Below are 14,141 nucleotides of genomic sequence, written 5' to 3'. Positions count from 1 at the left end.
ATCAGCGGTCCCAGTCGCCGAGGGCCGCCTGCCACAGGGTCAGGGCGGTGGTCGCGGCGGTGTCGGCCCGCAGCACGCGCGGTCCCAGCGAGACGGCGGTGGTGAAGGGCAGGGCCCGCAGCCGGTCGCGTTCCTCAGGCGTGAAGCCGCCCTCCGGCCCGATCAGCACGGCCCAGGACGATCCGCCCGCGGCCTGCAGGGCCTTCATCGCCGGCTCCCCGCCGGTCTCGTCGCAGAACATCAGCCGGCGGGAGACGTCCCAGCCGTCCAGGATCGCATCCAGTTTCGACGGCTCGTCCACCAGCGGCACGTCCAGCCGTCCGGTCTGTTCGGCGCTCTCCTCGGCGATGGCGTCCAGCCGGTCGAGGCGCAGGTGCTGGGGCTGGGTCCGGGCGGTGGTCACCAGCCGGATCCGCGCGGCGCCCAGCTCGGTCGCCTTCTCCACCGCGAACTCCAGCGCCGCCTTCTTCACCGTGGCGATCAGCAGGTGGATGTCGGGCGGATTGATCTGGTCGCGCACCTGTTCCTCGGCGCGCAGCACGGCGCCCTTCTTCAACACCTCGGCGATGGTGCAGCGCCACTCGCCGTCCAGGCCGTTGAAGACCCGCAGCTCATCCCCGGCCTTCAGCCGCATCACCTGGGTCAGGTAGCGCGACTGGTCGAGCGTCGGCGCGAGCGCGGCCCCGGGGGACAGCGGCTGGGGGATGTGGAGGCGGGTCATGGCGCCTTGATACCCGACACCAGGCTCACCGCGGAATGATCTCGCAGGTGAAGGCGTCGGTCTTCTGAAAATGACGGAAGGGCCGCCCATCGCGCGAGATGTGGGTGTCGGCCCGGGTGTCGTACTTCAGGACCAGTCCCGTCTCCGCGTCATGCAGAATGACAGCCTCGGTCCCATGGTCGACCGCGATGGCGGCGCCTGACACCTCGCCGGACCCGCTCGCCGTGATGCGGCCTGCGAACCGCCAGGCGCGTCGGCCCTCGAATTCGACCTGGCCCTCGTACCGCATGTCGACCGATCCGTTCACGGCGAAGGGCAGGCCCATGCCCGCGCCGGCCCGGGTGAGAAGATTCCGCCGCAGGTCCTCCGGATAGTAGCTGTCGCCGACCGCGAAAGACCGACCGAGGAGCAGCCGCTCGGGAACGTCCTCGGCCGTGGCGGTCGCGAGGGCGTACATCTGGTTTCTCGGCAGGGCGTCCACGGACGGTCCCGACATGTCCGCCGTGGTCACGGCTCCATCGGGCGCCGTTTCGAAGCGCAGCGTCGACTCGTTGGATGGCGTGATCACCGAGTGCTCGAAGGCCCACCCGTCCGGCGCGCGTGACGCCCGGAAGCGACGCGTTTGCCGCTCGATCGTCGGCTGGGCGTCGGCCACGGCCTGGCCTTGGTCCATCAGCACGAGCCGGGTCGCCTCGCCCTGGCAGGTCCGCTGCAGGGTCGTGGACAGCTTCGGCGTGATCCGCGCGTCCTCAGCGACGGCGCCCTGTGACAGCAACAGGCCGACGACGAGAGCCGCGCATGCCGTGTGACGACGTTTCATGGCCCCTCGCAACTCGCCCAGGCCGAATATCCGACGGCCGCCGGGAGAGGGCAAGCAACCGTGGATCAGCAGGTTATTCGCCCAGCTTCCCCCTGAGAAGTTCGATGGCGATCGTGAAGGCCGCGATCCTGCGCGTGAGCAGGGTGTGCTGGGCCGTGCCGGGGGTGAGACGGGCCAACGCCTTTTCGCATTTGGACAGGGTCGACTCGATCGCCCGCAGCGCCTCTCTGAGATCGTGTTCGCTATGGGCGGTCATTGGACCGATGCCATAATCGGAACCTCCGCGCGCGTCGACCAGGCGGCTGAATGGGGATCAATCCCGAACCTGACGTAGCCAGGAAACCTCCAGGAACGCTTCCCGCTCCGCATCTTCGGCGGACGCATAGAGCCCCGAGGTCTGGAGCGGACCTTCGAACTCGTAGTCCCCGAAGATGGGCTCGCTCACCTGTTCGCGGACCGACTCGACGAAATAGAACAGGCCGTCGGAGCGCCGGATGACCTCGACCCAGGCGACGCCATCGGTGCGATCTCTGCGCCAGACGACATCCCACTTCGGATGATCGCCCCCATCGTCACTCGACGAACGGGGCCCGAAGATCAGGTCCGCCAGAAAGCTCCACATGTGGCGAACGCTATCATGTCGTGAGCTGGGTCGCGCTACAGCGTCCGCGCGATCAGCAGCTTCATGATCTCGTTGGTGCCGCCGTAGATGCGCTGGACGCGGGCGTCCTTGTACAGCTGGGCGATCGGGTACTCGTTCATGTAGCCGTAGCCGCCGTGGAGCTGGAGCATCTCGTCGATGACCTCGCCCTGGATGTCGGTGACCCAGTATTTGGCCATCGAGGCGGTGGCGGCGTCGAGCTTGCCGTCCAGGTGCAGGCCCATGCAGTGGTCGACGAAGACCTTGGCGACGGTCAGCTTGGTCTTGACCTCGGCCAGCTTGAACTGGGTGTTCTGGAAGTCGATGACCCGCTTGCCGAAGGCCTTGCGCTCCTTGACGTAGGCCAGCGTCTCCTTGAGCCCGCGCTCGGCGGCGGCGACGCCCTGGATGGCGATATTCAGCCGTTCCTGCGGCAGCTGCTGCATCAGGTGGATGAAGCCCTGGCCCTCGGTTCCGCCGATGATGTTCTCGGCGGGGACCTTCACGTCGTTGAAGAACAGCTCGGAGGTGTCGTTGGCCTCCATGCCGATCTTGTGCAGGTTCCGGCCGCGCTCGAAGCCTTCCGCGCCGTCGGTCTCGACGACGATCAGGCTGGTGCCCTTGGCGCCCTCGGCCGGGTCGGTCTTGGCGACGACGATGATGAAGTTGGCCAGCTGGCCGTTGGTGATGAAGGTCTTGGAGCCGTTCAGGACATAGTGGTCGCCCGACTTGATGGCCGTGGTCTTCACGCCCTGCAGGTCCGAGCCCGCACCCGGCTCGGTCATGGCGATGGCGCCGACCAGTTCGCCGGTCTGCAGGCGGGGCAGCCAGCGCGCCTTCTGCTCGGCCGTGCCGTAGTGCCAGACGTAGGGCATGACGATCGCATTGTGCAGCGAGATGCCGAAGTGGTCCGCGCCCTTCCAGCCCAGCTGGCGCATCAGCACGACTTCGTGGCGGTAGTCGCCGCCGAAGCCGCCGTCCTCTTCCGGCATCGACAGGCCCAGCAGGCCTGCGTCCCCGGCGTCGTTCCACAGCTGCCGCGGCACCGAGGAGTCGGCGATCCACTGCTGGACCTTCTCCAGCGGCGCATGCTCGTCGATCCATTTGCCGACGGAGTCGGAGAAGAGGGTGATCTCCTCTTCCTGCATGAAGGCGGGGTCGGGGCTGTTGAGGACGTTCATGGGGGCATCACTCACGTTCTCCCTCCCCTCATGGGGAGGGTGGCCGCGCAGCGGCCGGGTGGGGGCGGCTCGGCGAGGTGGGGCGCGGTCGTGCCGAGCCCTCCCCACCCGGTCGTCGCTGGCGCGCCGACCACCCTCCCCATGAAGGGGAGGGAGAGTTGTCAGTCCGTCGCTGCCGCGCTCACGCTACGGCAGTCAAATCCGTGCTCAGAACGAGTCCGCCGGCATGGCCATCAGCACGTCGGCGCCGGTCTTCATCTTGACCAGGTGCCCGGCGGCGTCGGGCAGGATGCGCTCGACGAAGTAGCGGCCGGTCTGAAGCTTGGCGGCGTAGAACGGGTCGGTCGAGCCGGCGTCGATCTGCTTCTGGGCGGCGATGGCCATCTGGGCCCAGACATAGGCCAGGGCGGTGATGCCGAAGATGTTCAGATAGTCGGTCGAGCCGGCGCCGGCGTTGTCCGGGTTGGCCATGCCGTTCTGCATCAGCCACATGGTGCCGTCCTGCAGCTTCTTCTTGGCGTCGGCCAGGCCGTCGATGAAGGGTTTCACCGACTCGTCGCCGTTGTGCTCCGAGACGAAGGCGTCGATGTCGCCGAACCAGCTCATGATGGCGCGACCGCCGGCGGACGGCAGCTTGCGGCCGACCAGGTCCAGCGCCTGGATGCCGTTGGTGCCCTCGTAGATCATGGTGATCCGCGCATCGCGCAGATACTGGGAGGCGGGGAAGTGTTCGGTGTAGCCCGAGCCGCCGTGGACCTGCATGGCCAGCGAGGCGGCGTGGAAGCCCTTGTCGGTCAGATAGGCCTTCAGCACCGGGGTCAGCAGACCCATATAGTCCTTGGCCTTGGTGGCGACGGCCTCGTCTTCCGACTTCTCCAGATCGGACTGCAGCGCGGTCCACAGGATGAAGGCCTGGCCGCCTTCGACGAACGCGCGAGCCTCCAGCAGCATGCGGCGCACGTCGGGGTGGACGATGATCGGGTCGGCCGGGCCGTCCGGGTTCTTCGGTCCGGTCAGCGAACGGCCCTGCAGGCGGTCCTTGGCGAACTCGACGGCGGCCTGGTAGGCGGCCGTACCGATGGCCAGGCCCTGCAGGCCGGTGCCCAGACGGGCCTCATTCATGACCACGAACATGTTGTTCATGCCCCGGCCTTCTTCGCCGATCAGCCAGCCCTTGGCGCCGTCGTACTGCATGACCGCGGTCGCGTTGCCGTGGATGCCCATCTTGTGCTCGAGACCGGCGCATTCCAGCGTGTTGCGCTCACCGATCGAGCCATCCTCGTTGACGAGGAATTTGGGCACCAGGAACAGCGACAGGCCCTTGATGCCCGGAACCGCGCCTTCGACGCGGGCCAGGACGGTGTGGATGATGTTGTCGGCGAAGTCGTGCTCGCCCGCCGAGATCCAGATCTTCTGGCCGGTGATCGAATAGCTGCCGTCGCCGTTCGGCACGGCCTTGGTGCGGACCATGCCCAGGTCGGTGCCGCACTGCGGCTCGGTCAGGTTCATGGTGCCGGTCCATTCGCCGGTGGCCATCTTGGGCAGGTATTTCTGCTTCAGCTCTTCCGAGGCGTTGGCGTGGATGCCCGCCCAGGCGCCGGCCGTCAGGCCGGGGTACATCGAGAAGGCCGCCGAGGCGCCGGCGGTGAACTGGCCGACGGCGGAGCCGATGACCGAGGGCATGCCCTGGCCGCCGTAGGCCGGATCCATCATCAGCGAAGGCCAGCCGGCCTCGACCATCTGGTGATAGGCTTCCTTCCAGCCCTTGGGCGTGGTGACGACGCCGCCTTCGGCCCAGTGACAGCCTTCCTTGTCGCCCGGATTGTTGATCGGGGCGATGACCTCGTCCGAGAAGCGCGCGGCCTCCTCGAGGATCTGCTGCGCCAGCTCGGACGAGACGTCCTGGAAGCCGGGCTGGTTGGTGTAGCGGTCGATCTCCAGCACCTCGTTCAGGATGAACGTCAGGTCACGGACGGGGGCTTTGTAGGCCATGCGTCAGGCTCTCGCTTTGAAGGGCTGGTGGTGGTGGTCGATGTTCAGGCGAGCCTTCATCAGGGTCGCGTATTCCTCGGCGCCGGGCAGGAGGTCGGGGCGGAACTCGCCCAGCTTCTCCTCCATCCACCGGCAGGCCTCTTCGGCCGTCTCGATGGCGCCCTCGATGTCGTCCAGCTGCTGCTTCAGCGCGGCGATCTGGGCGCGGTGCTGGCGCAGGGCCACGGCCATCTGGTGGGCGTTGTGATCCTTGCGGTCGTACAGATCCAGCATCGACTGGATCTCCTGCAGGCTGAAGCCGATGCGGCGGCCGCGCAGGATCAGTTTCAGGCGGGCGCGGTCGCGGGCGTCGTAGACGCGCGTCTGGCCCTTGCGGGCCGGATTGAGCAGGCCCTTGTCCTCGTAGAACCGCAGGGCGCGCGCCGTCGCGCTGAACTCGCGGCACAGCTGGCGGATCGAATAGGTGCGGTGGTCGTCGGCGGTCGCCATATCCGAAGTTCTAGACCGAACTTGACGTGCACGTAAAGGGAAGGTTTGGCCGAGGCGGCAGGCGCCGGATCATGGCCGCCAAAGCGAAGGGCCGCGACGTCTCCGCCGCGGCCCTGCTGCCTATCCGCCTGTCGCCTTGAGAGCCTAGCGAACCTCGCGGGCCCGCATCCACAGCACGGGCGCCGTCATGGCGATCAGGATCAGGTTGCTGACCGCCGGGCCGACGTCCATGCCGGTCGCGTGGAAGACCAGCATGACGGTTTCCAGCAGCAGCAGGCCCGAGGCGGCGACGACCAGCAGCGGGCGGCCGTGCTTCCACGACGCCAGCGGGGCCAGCAGCAGGACAGCCAGCACGATCTCGGCGACGCCGAGGCCGCGTGTGAAGTTCTCCGACACCAGGGCCGGCCACTTCATGAGGTCGGTCAGGTTGGCCAGCGGCTCGCTCAGCTTGGCGTAGCCGGCGGCGATGAAGAACATCGCGACCCAGCCCTGCAAGGTCCACAGGGTCAGGTTGCGGTAGCTCGCGTTCAGCCGCGAGCGGGCGGGATTCAGGGTCTGAGAAGTCATTGTCGATGACGCCCGTCGGGCGCTCTTGTTATTTGCAACAGTCGCGAGATCGGATCGGCGAAGCCATTCCGCAAGGGGGCGAAGCGATAGCGTAACCATCCGTGACCGCCTTCTGCGGAATCCCCGCGGCCAAAGCGTGGCCGTATTTATAAATCGGTGTAATGCGACCGGCCTTTCCGCCCGGTTAAGCCCGTCCCGGGGTGAATCGTACTGACAGGTCATGACGGGGCTCCGGGGCGGACGGGCCGGCGGGGCGCGCCGGCCAGGACATCTCTACCGCCACCCTGCTGCCAGTTGCTGTCAGCAGCCTTACATGAGCGATGTCAGTTCTCCGCCGTGACGGGGGCGGGCGAGGCGTCGACGGCGGCGCTGATCTGCGCGTCGGCGGCGTAGAGGAAGGCCGAGGCGACGACCGTCAGGCACAGGCCGGCGGCGAAATGTTCCAGGCATGAGGCGGCGCGCCCCAGGATGATGCTGGTGACCATGGTCTTGTTCCTTGATGTGAAAGAGGGGGATGGGCTCCGAGGGATCGGGCCCGGGATCAGAGGTGGAAGAGTTCTTCGACCGGCCGGTTCAGCGCTCGCGCCGCCCTGAAGGCCAGGGTGACGGAGGGGTCGTAGAAGCCGTTCTCCATGGCCCGAAGCGTCCGGAGCGAGATGTCCAACCGGTTGGCCAGTTCGGCCTGCGTCAGGTTCTGTTCGAGGCGCAGGGCCTTCAGCGGATGGGGCGCGCTCACTGGGCCTTGTCCCATTGCTCGCGACCGAACCGGCTCAGGGCGAGAAGGATCGCGGTGATCAGCAGGACGGTGCCGACGGACGGCGCCTGTCCCCAGGCGATCGGCCAGAAGGGGACGGGCTCGGGCATGTCCGAAACGATCACGACGATGGCCAGAAGGAAGATCGCGATCTCGCCCCGCGAAGGGCTCCAGGCCGCTTTGGTCGGCGCGGGCGGGTTGGTCATGTCAAGGCTCCCTGTCGTTGTGACAAGGGTGTTTTACATTGCGCCAACATGGAGTCAAGCGTCTTTTACATCATGACAAGCGGGCTTTCCGAATGCCTGCTGGAACGGCCTCAGGCCGCGGCCTCTTCGTCTTCCGTCGGCTGCGGGCCCTCGCTGCGGGCCAGGAGTTCGCCGGGCTGGCAGTCCAGTTCGCGGCACAGGGCGTCCAGGGTGCTGAAGCGGACGGCGCGGGCCTTGCCGGTCTTCAGGATCGACAGGTTGGCCAGGGTGACCCCGACCCGGTCGCTGAGCTCGGTCAGGGACATGCGGCGCTCGAGCAGCAGGCGATCCAGTTGGACATCGATGGACATCTGCGCCTCCCCCTCAGACCGTCATCTGCTGGTCGTCGCGCATGGCGGCGCCCTGGCGGAACACCTCGGCGAGCATGAAGACGATCAGGATGCCCAGCCAGGCGCCGAGATCGAGCTGATAGTCGAGGTCGGCGATAATCCCCTTGGGGACCGTGAAGGCGAGGATGGCGGCGCTGATCTGCACTCCGATCAGGCCGAGGCCGACTCCTTGCAGCCGCCCGACATTGGCGCGTTCGAAGGCGTCGCCGTGGTTCACCGCCAGGAACATCCGGCGCAGGCGGTTCAGGATCCACCAGGTGCTGAGCGTCGCCACGAAGGCGGCGAGGAAGGTGGCGCGCTCGTTGAGAAGGAGCACCCCCATGCCGGGGTCCTCATCCGCCAGGCCGTCGATGAAGCCGGCGGCGAAGTCCGGCATGACGAGCGAGGCCAGCAGCAGCAGGGCCGTGAAGACGACCGCGAAGGTCACGAACACGTTCATGAACCCCAGAACCCAACGCAGGGCGCTGGCGACGGAGCGACGACCGATGAGCTTCATTTGACTACCTCCCCGCCGCGACGGGCGGCCATGTCGATAGTCGATATGACTGTATCGATTATCGATCAAGGAAATTGTCGATAAACGATATGAAACTTTCGTAAGGTTCAGGCGCGGGCGCTCCGCGTCGCCTCGATCCGGATCAGCTTGTCGTGCAGAGGCGACCAGTCGTCGTGGGCGTCGATGGCGGCCCAGATGGCCTCGACCTCGTCGATCAGCATCTCCTCCGGTTCCGCCGCCGCGAAGACGGGATGCTCCAGCCGCTCGGGCCGGTCCGGCTCATGCTCGAACAGGGCGAAGCGGAAGTCGGCGAAGGCCTTGGTCTGGTACAGGGCCGCGCGTGGACCGGCCAGCGCCCGGGCCGAGGAGGCGAAGCCGCCGAACCAGTCGTGGAACAGGGGCTCCCAGCGGATCGCCTCGCCGCCCTCGCGCTGCAGGGCCAGGGTGGAGTCCAGCAGCCGCTGATCCGCCGCCTCGCCGAGGCTCTTCACGCCCAGCCGTTCCAGGAAGGCGGCGCGCAGGTGGCGGATGTAGGCCGGGCCGAACCCGTTCAGGGCCTCGGTCAGGGCTTCGGCGTCGGCCGCCAGCTTGAGCGCCCCGCCCAGCTGGGTCAGGGCCCAGAACACCGCCTCGGGCTGGCGGGCGAAGGCGTAGAGACCGGTCTGGTCGAAATAGGCGGCGGTGAAGCCGGGCTCGTAGAAGGGCAGGAAGCGCCAGGGGCCGTAATCGAAGCTCTCGCCCGTGACGTTCAGATTGTCGGTGTTCAGCACCCCGTGCACGAAGCCGGCGGCGATCCAGCGCGCGGTCAGCCGGGCCGACGCCTCGACCACGGCGGCGAGGAAGCCCGGTACATCGCCTTGCGCGACGTGCGGGTGGTAGAGCGAACGGGCGTGCTCGACGAGGGCCTCGATCATGTCGGGTCGCCCGAAATAGGCCGCGCGCTGGAAGGTGCCGAAACGGATGTGGCTGTGCGACAGCCGCACCAGCACCGCCGAGCGGGTGGGGGAGGGTTCGTCGCCGCGATCCAGATCCTCGCCGGTCTCGATCAGGCTGAAGGCCCGGCTGGTCGGGACGCCCTGGGCTTCCAGCATCTCGGCCGCCAGCACCTCGCGCACGCCGCCCTTCAGCGTCAGCCGGCCGTCCGCCGTCCGCGACCAAGGCGTCGTGCCGGAGCCTTTTGTTCCCAGGTCGAGAAGTCGACCTGGGAGGGCGCTGTCGCTGGCTGCTTGAGCGCGTGAGGTCTCCCTCAACTGCCCCGCCAGGAATCCGCGCCCGTCGCCGAGGTCGGGGTTGTAGGTGCGGAACTGGTGCCCGTGATAGCGCATCGCGATCGGTTGGGGCTGGCCGGGCAGGGGCTCGAACCGGCCGAAGTGGGCGATCCAGTCCGCGTCCGTGAGCGTCTCCAACCCCACGGTCGCCGCCGCCCGGTCGTTGCGGAAGCGCAGCAGGGTCTTTGGAAACTCCGCCGCCCGCACGGCGTCGCCGTATTCGTCTCCCAGATCGAAGAAGCGGGGCTCGGGGCGGTAATCGGGAGAGACGGGCATCCGCGCCAGATGCGGTCTGCGCGCCCGCGAAGCAACCGCCCGGCCGTGCGTCTTCGCCTTGAACCGACGGCCGGTCGCCGTATGGTGGCCGCAGAGATCAGGCCCGCGCCCCCTCCGGGGCGCCGGGTCAGGCCGGCGCGCCTCCTGCGAATCCGGTCCGGCGTCCGTCGATAACCTGGCGCCACTGACCTTGTTCGAACGGAGGCCCCATGGCGCGCAAACTCACCCTCGAATTCCTCAAGACCGAGGCCGGCTCCGGCGCGGTTCTGGGCCTTGCGGCCATCGCCGCCCTGATCGTCGCCAACTCGCCGTGGTCGGCCGACTACTTCAGCTGGCTGAAGAGCGAGCATGTCGTCCAGCTCGGGCCGGTGATGCTGGAGCTGACGATCTCGGAGTGGATCAAGGAAGGCCTGATGGCGGTCTTCTTCCTCGTCGTGGGGCTGGAGATCAAATACGAGATCCTGCGCGGCGAGCTCAGCGATCCCCGCAAGCTGGCGACGCCGGTGCTGGCGGCGGTGGGCGGCATGGTCATCCCCGCCGTGGTCTATCTGGCCTTCTCGACGACGCTGGGCGGGCCGCATGGCGGCTGGCCCATTCCGCTGGCCACCGACATCGCCTTCGCCCTGGCCGTCTTCGCCATGGTGGCGCGCAACCTGCCGTCCTCCCTGCGGGTCTTCCTGCTGACCCTGGCCATCGCCGACGACCTGGGCGCCATCGCCCTGATCGCCATCCTGTTCTCCAAGGGCGTGGCGATCGGCCCCCTGCTGTGGATCGCGGGGCTGCTTCTGGTCGGGGCGGTGGTGGCGCAGTGGAAGAAGATCCCGGCTCCCTTCTGGGTGCTGGGCTTCGGCCTGATCTGGTACCTGACCGTGCAGTCGGGCCTGTCGACCTCCCTGACCGCCGTGGCCTTCGCCGCCATCGTGCCGGTCAAGGATCGCCGCTCTGACGGCCAGAGCCCGCTGCAGGAGGCCATGCACGACCTGCATTTCTATGTGGCCTATCTGATCCTGCCGCTGTTCGCCTTCGCCAAGGCGGGGGTCAGCTTCGCCGGCCTGTCGCTGGAGCAGGCCTTCGCTCCGCTGGTGCTGGGGATCGCCCTGGGGCTGTTCATCGGCAAGCAGGCCGGGGTCTTCGGGGCCGCTGTGCTGGCGTCCGCCGTCGGTATTGGGCGGCGTCCGACCGGCGCGACCTGGCTGGAGCTTTACGGCGTCAGTCTGCTGTGCGGCGTCGGTTTCACCATGAGCCTGTTCATCGGCATCCTGGCCTTCCCCGGCGCGATCGACTCGCCAGAGCAGGTTGAGGTCAAGCTGGGGGTGCTCGGCGGGTCTATATTATCAGCGATCACCGGAGCGGTGGTTCTTGGGATTGCAGCCTCGCGGCGCAAGAAATTGGCCGAAACAGGCGCGGATACTCACAATAGTTGAGCGAATATTGACGTAACGTCATCGCTTTCTGTCGCTTTTGCGTCACAGTTAGCCTTCACGCACTGGCGAAATTCGATCTGGGCGACCAGCGCTCCTTGTCGCTGAGTCCTGCCTGAGTTACCCCGGATACTGGAGTTTCGCGCTCCACGATAAGGGCGCGGACCAAGGGATCAGGAAACGCCACGACCACCGTCACAACACGGGGTCGGGCCTATGTCGGGGAGCCATTGCATGCGCCTTACCAACCTTCTTCGCACCACCGTCTCGGCCGCTGTCGTGGGCGCCTGCGCCTTCGGCATCGCCGGGACCGCGTCGGCCCAGAGCGCGGGCCAGGACGGCCCGACGACCATCGACGACATCATCGTCACCGCCCAGAAGCGTGAGCAGAACCTTCAGGACGTGCCGATCGTGGTCACCAGCCTGCCGGCGGAAACGCTGCAGAACGCCGGCGTCCGCGACATCAAGGACCTGCAGATCCTGACGCCGGGCATGACCGTCACCTCGACGTCGTCGGAAGCCTCGACCACCGCCCGTATCCGCGGCGTCGGCACCGTCGGCGACAACCCCGGCCTGGAAAGCTCGGTCGGCGTCGTCATCGACGGCGTCTATCGCTCGCGCAACTCGGTCGGCTTCGGCGACCTGGGCGAACTGGCCCGCATCGAGGTCCTGAAGGGTCCGCAAGGCACCCTGTTCGGCAAGAACACCTCGGCCGGCGTCATCAACATCATCACCGAAGCCCCGTCCTTCACCCCGGGCTTCAACGCCGAACTGACCGTCGGCAACTACGGCGCGATGGGCGGTTCGGGCTCGGTCACCGGCCCGATCACCGACACCCTGGCCTTCCGCCTGTACGCCGCCCGCCGCGTGCGCGACGGCTTCTATGACGTGGACATCGGCGACGGCCCCCGTCCGGAGACCGACGACCAGAACCAGGACTTCGGCGCCGTCCGCGGCCAGCTGCTGTGGCTGCCGAACGACAACACCTCGTTCCGCCTGATCGCCGACTACACCTCGCGCGACGAATACTGCTGCACCGGCGTGCAGATCCGTTCGGGTCCGACCCAGGCCTTCATCGACCTGCTGTCGAACGGCTCGGGCGCCCGTCCGCCCGCGCCCGGCTTCGCTCCGCTGCCCTTCTCGCGCCTGGCCTACGCCAACCGTTCGAGCGGCCAGGAAATCGAAGACAAGGGCGTCTCGCTCGAAGCCAACTTCGACATGCCGTCGCTGTTCGGCGGCGCGACCCTGACCTCGGTCACCTCGTGGCGTGAATGGGCGACCACCCTGGGCCAGGACATCGATTACACCGGCGCGGACATCGCCTACCGCAACCAGGACGGCGACAACGGCTACAGCGTCAAGAACCTGACGCAGGAGTTCCGCCTGGCCGGCCAGACCGACCGCCTCGACTGGCTGGTCGGCTTCTTCGCCACCAAGGAAGAGATCACCCGCAACGACAGCTGGTACTTCGGCTCCGACTACACGCCGTTCATCTCGTACCTGCTCAGCGCGAACCTGAACGCCGCCACCGCCGGCGCCGTCCCGATCAGCCCCAACATCGTCCCCTGCTTCACCCGTGCCGGTCAGGTCGCCACCAACCCGGCCCCGCCCTTCGGCCTGCGCGAGTGTCTGGGGAGCGGCGGCGCGGTCGGAGGCGGCGGCCCCGGCTTCACCGTCGGCCAGGGCTATCGCGACACCTACGACCAGGAATCGACCTCGTTCGCGCTCTTCACGAACAACACCTGGCACGTCACCGACCAGTTCGATCTGACGCTGGGCCTGCGCTACACGATGGATGACAAGTCCCTCGACGCGCGCCAGCTGAACGTCGGCGGCAATGGCGCCGCCTGTACGGCGGCCCAGCTGAACGCGGCGGCCATCGCCGGCGCGGCCGGTGCGGCCAACGTGGGCGGCATCCTGGGCGCTCTCTGCCTGCCGTTCGCCAATAGCGCGTTCAACAACCGCACGATCGCCGAGGACGCGGACGACAGCGAACTGACCGGCACGATCAAGGCGTCCTACCGCCTGAACGACTCGGTCATGTTCTACGGCTCGTACGCTCGCGGCTATAAGAGCTTCGGCTTCAACCTGGACCGCGTGCACCGCACCGGCACCATCACTCCGGTGTCGACGCTGTACTTCCCGTCCGAGTACGTCGACAGCTACGAAGCCGGCGTGAAGATGACGCTGCTGGACCGCACCCTGCTGCTGAACGTCACCTACTTCGACCAGAAGTTCGAGAACTTCCAGCTGAACACCTTCAACGGCGTGGGCTTCACGGTCGAGCCGATCCCGGAGCTGACCTCGCGCGGCATCGACGCCGACATGGTCTGGTTCTCGCCCATCGAGGGCCTGAGCTTCCAGGGCGGCGTGACCTACACCGACGCGGAGTACGGCGTGTTCACCGCCGCCGACCTGGTGGATCCGAACAACTTCCCGGCCGCCTCGCTGCTGCCGGGCTCGCGTCCCTCGTTCGCCCCGGAGTACTCGGCCTCGCTGTCGATCAACTTCGAGCGCAACCTGGGCAGCGGCCTGCGCGGCGGCTTCAGCCTCGCCGGCAAGTACATGTCGGAATACAACACCGGTTCGGACCTCTCGCCCTTCAAGATGCAGGACGCCTTCACCACGGTGAACGGCCGCATCTCGATCGGTTCCGAGGACGAGCGCTGGACGATGGAGCTCTGGGGCCAGAACATCACCGACGAAGAGTACCTGCAGGTCGGCTACAACGGTCCGCTGCAAGGCACCGCCTTCCAGTCGACGGTCCAGGCCGCCGGCAGCCACCCGGGCACCTACTACAACCAGGCTCTGGACACCCAGACCTACAACGCCTTCCTGGGCCAGCCGCGCACCTACGGCATGACCCTGCGCTTCAAGTACTGATCGCTTCGCCAAAAGGCGGATCGTGGAACCGGCCGGGG

Annotated in this window: 16 protein-coding genes; 2 read left to right on the top strand and 14 right to left on the bottom strand. The window is 67.3% G+C overall.

What is annotated here, in order from left to right; all coding sequences use genetic code 11:
- Window position 1: 1 nt before the first annotated feature.
- The 14 genes from AC3WRV_RS15825 to AC3WRV_RS15760 form a co-directional block, all read right to left on the bottom strand.
- On the bottom strand, window positions 2-721 hold the full coding sequence (locus tag AC3WRV_RS15825) for a 16S rRNA (uracil(1498)-N(3))-methyltransferase (protein WP_492313997.1): 720 nt from the start codon (window positions 719-721) through the stop codon (window positions 2-4).
- A gap of 25 nt (window positions 722-746) precedes the next feature.
- Entirely contained in the window at window positions 747-1,541 is a 795-nt protein-coding gene (locus tag AC3WRV_RS15820) for a hypothetical protein (protein WP_492313996.1), read from the bottom strand.
- 73 nt (window positions 1,542-1,614) lie between these two features.
- Window positions 1,615-1,797, bottom strand: coding sequence for a hypothetical protein (locus tag AC3WRV_RS15815; RefSeq protein ID WP_492313995.1), 183 nt, complete (start codon window positions 1,795-1,797; stop codon window positions 1,615-1,617).
- A 57-nt stretch (window positions 1,798-1,854) separates the two neighbouring features.
- Window positions 1,855-2,163, bottom strand: coding sequence for a hypothetical protein (locus AC3WRV_RS15810; protein WP_492313994.1), 309 nt, complete (start codon window positions 2,161-2,163; stop codon window positions 1,855-1,857).
- A gap of 35 nt (window positions 2,164-2,198) precedes the next feature.
- Complete coding sequence (locus AC3WRV_RS15805) at window positions 2,199-3,362, bottom strand: acyl-CoA dehydrogenase family protein (RefSeq protein ID WP_492314094.1); 1,164 nt, start codon at window positions 3,360-3,362, stop codon at window positions 2,199-2,201.
- A 207-nt stretch (window positions 3,363-3,569) separates the two neighbouring features.
- Window positions 3,570-5,354: an acyl-CoA dehydrogenase C-terminal domain-containing protein gene (locus AC3WRV_RS15800; RefSeq protein ID WP_492313993.1), complete on the bottom strand. Its 1,785-nt coding sequence runs from the start codon at window positions 5,352-5,354 to the stop codon at window positions 3,570-3,572.
- 3 nt (window positions 5,355-5,357) lie between these two features.
- The gene (locus AC3WRV_RS15795) at window positions 5,358-5,843 is read right to left on the bottom strand and encodes a MerR family transcriptional regulator (RefSeq protein ID WP_492313992.1); all 486 of its coding nucleotides are present in this window, start codon (window positions 5,841-5,843) and stop codon (window positions 5,358-5,360) included.
- 144 nt (window positions 5,844-5,987) lie between these two features.
- Window positions 5,988-6,410 carry a DoxX family protein gene (locus AC3WRV_RS15790; RefSeq protein ID WP_492313991.1) on the bottom strand — a complete coding sequence of 141 codons (423 nt, stop codon included), beginning with the start codon at window positions 6,408-6,410 and terminating at the stop codon, window positions 5,988-5,990.
- A 323-nt stretch (window positions 6,411-6,733) separates the two neighbouring features.
- The gene (locus AC3WRV_RS15785) at window positions 6,734-6,895 is read right to left on the bottom strand and encodes a hypothetical protein (protein WP_492313990.1); all 162 of its coding nucleotides are present in this window, start codon (window positions 6,893-6,895) and stop codon (window positions 6,734-6,736) included.
- Between the two features lie 56 nt (window positions 6,896-6,951).
- Window positions 6,952-7,146 (bottom strand): helix-turn-helix transcriptional regulator, encoded by a 195-nt coding sequence (locus AC3WRV_RS15780; RefSeq protein WP_492313989.1) that lies wholly within the window; start codon window positions 7,144-7,146, stop codon window positions 6,952-6,954.
- A complete protein-coding gene (locus AC3WRV_RS15775; RefSeq protein ID WP_492313988.1) occupies window positions 7,143-7,370 on the bottom strand; it encodes a hypothetical protein in 228 nt (75 codons plus the stop codon). Before AC3WRV_RS15775 ends, AC3WRV_RS15780 begins: the two co-directional genes overlap by 4 nt.
- Before the next feature lie 110 nt (window positions 7,371-7,480).
- The gene (locus tag AC3WRV_RS15770; protein ID WP_492313987.1) at window positions 7,481-7,720 is read right to left on the bottom strand and encodes a helix-turn-helix domain-containing protein; all 240 of its coding nucleotides are present in this window, start codon (window positions 7,718-7,720) and stop codon (window positions 7,481-7,483) included.
- Between the two features lie 13 nt (window positions 7,721-7,733).
- The gene (locus AC3WRV_RS15765) at window positions 7,734-8,255 is read right to left on the bottom strand and encodes a DUF2975 domain-containing protein (RefSeq protein ID WP_492313986.1); all 522 of its coding nucleotides are present in this window, start codon (window positions 8,253-8,255) and stop codon (window positions 7,734-7,736) included.
- Between the two features lie 107 nt (window positions 8,256-8,362).
- Window positions 8,363-9,799: a protein adenylyltransferase SelO gene (locus tag AC3WRV_RS15760; protein ID WP_492313985.1), complete on the bottom strand. Its 1,437-nt coding sequence runs from the start codon at window positions 9,797-9,799 to the stop codon at window positions 8,363-8,365.
- A 209-nt stretch (window positions 9,800-10,008) separates the two neighbouring features.
- On the opposite strand from AC3WRV_RS15760, the gene nhaA reads away from it, so the two are divergent.
- Together nhaA and AC3WRV_RS15750 are read left to right on the top strand one after the other, a co-directional pair.
- Complete coding sequence (nhaA, locus tag AC3WRV_RS15755; protein WP_492313984.1) at window positions 10,009-11,223, top strand: Na+/H+ antiporter NhaA; 1,215 nt, start codon at window positions 10,009-10,011, stop codon at window positions 11,221-11,223.
- Between the two features lie 231 nt (window positions 11,224-11,454).
- Window positions 11,455-14,103: a TonB-dependent receptor gene (locus AC3WRV_RS15750; RefSeq protein WP_492313983.1), complete on the top strand. Its 2,649-nt coding sequence runs from the start codon at window positions 11,455-11,457 to the stop codon at window positions 14,101-14,103.
- The last annotated feature ends 38 nt before the right edge of the window (window positions 14,104-14,141 follow it).

This window comes from Brevundimonas sp. EU05-FHT14B11 (genome assembly GCF_058790835.1).
The sequence above is the reverse complement of the archived record's forward strand: the minus strand, read 5'-3'. Positions and strand labels throughout refer to the sequence as shown.

Excerpts from the sequence above, each read along its gene's own strand:
- AC3WRV_RS15770 (WP_492313987.1), bottom strand. The coding sequence starts at position 7,720 with ATGTCCATCGATGTCCAACTGGATCGCCTGCTGCTCGAGCGCCGCATG.
- AC3WRV_RS15800 (WP_492313993.1), bottom strand. The coding sequence starts at position 5,354 with ATGGCCTACAAAGCCCCCGTCCGTGACCTGACGTTCATCCTGAACGAG.
- AC3WRV_RS15765 (WP_492313986.1), bottom strand. The coding sequence starts at position 8,255 with ATGAAGCTCATCGGTCGTCGCTCCGTCGCCAGCGCCCTGCGTTGGGTT.
- AC3WRV_RS15790 (WP_492313991.1), bottom strand. The coding sequence starts at position 6,410 with ATGACTTCTCAGACCCTGAATCCCGCCCGCTCGCGGCTGAACGCGAGC.
- AC3WRV_RS15785 (WP_492313990.1), bottom strand. The coding sequence starts at position 6,895 with ATGGTCACCAGCATCATCCTGGGGCGCGCCGCCTCATGCCTGGAACAT.
- AC3WRV_RS15825 (WP_492313997.1), bottom strand. The coding sequence starts at position 721 with ATGACCCGCCTCCACATCCCCCAGCCGCTGTCCCCCGGGGCCGCGCTC.
- AC3WRV_RS15810 (WP_492313994.1), bottom strand. The coding sequence starts at position 2,163 with ATGTGGAGCTTTCTGGCGGACCTGATCTTCGGGCCCCGTTCGTCGAGT.
- AC3WRV_RS15820 (WP_492313996.1), bottom strand. The coding sequence starts at position 1,541 with ATGAAACGTCGTCACACGGCATGCGCGGCTCTCGTCGTCGGCCTGTTG.
- AC3WRV_RS15760 (WP_492313985.1), bottom strand. The coding sequence starts at position 9,799 with ATGCCCGTCTCTCCCGATTACCGCCCCGAGCCCCGCTTCTTCGATCTG.
- AC3WRV_RS15805 (WP_492314094.1), bottom strand. The coding sequence starts at position 3,362 with ATGAACGTCCTCAACAGCCCCGACCCCGCCTTCATGCAGGAAGAGGAG.
- nhaA (WP_492313984.1), top strand. The coding sequence starts at position 10,009 with ATGGCGCGCAAACTCACCCTCGAATTCCTCAAGACCGAGGCCGGCTCC.
- AC3WRV_RS15815 (WP_492313995.1), bottom strand. The coding sequence starts at position 1,797 with ATGACCGCCCATAGCGAACACGATCTCAGAGAGGCGCTGCGGGCGATC.
- AC3WRV_RS15775 (WP_492313988.1), bottom strand. The coding sequence starts at position 7,370 with ATGACCAACCCGCCCGCGCCGACCAAAGCGGCCTGGAGCCCTTCGCGG.
- AC3WRV_RS15750 (WP_492313983.1), top strand. The coding sequence starts at position 11,455 with ATGCGCCTTACCAACCTTCTTCGCACCACCGTCTCGGCCGCTGTCGTG.
- AC3WRV_RS15795 (WP_492313992.1), bottom strand. The coding sequence starts at position 5,843 with ATGGCGACCGCCGACGACCACCGCACCTATTCGATCCGCCAGCTGTGC.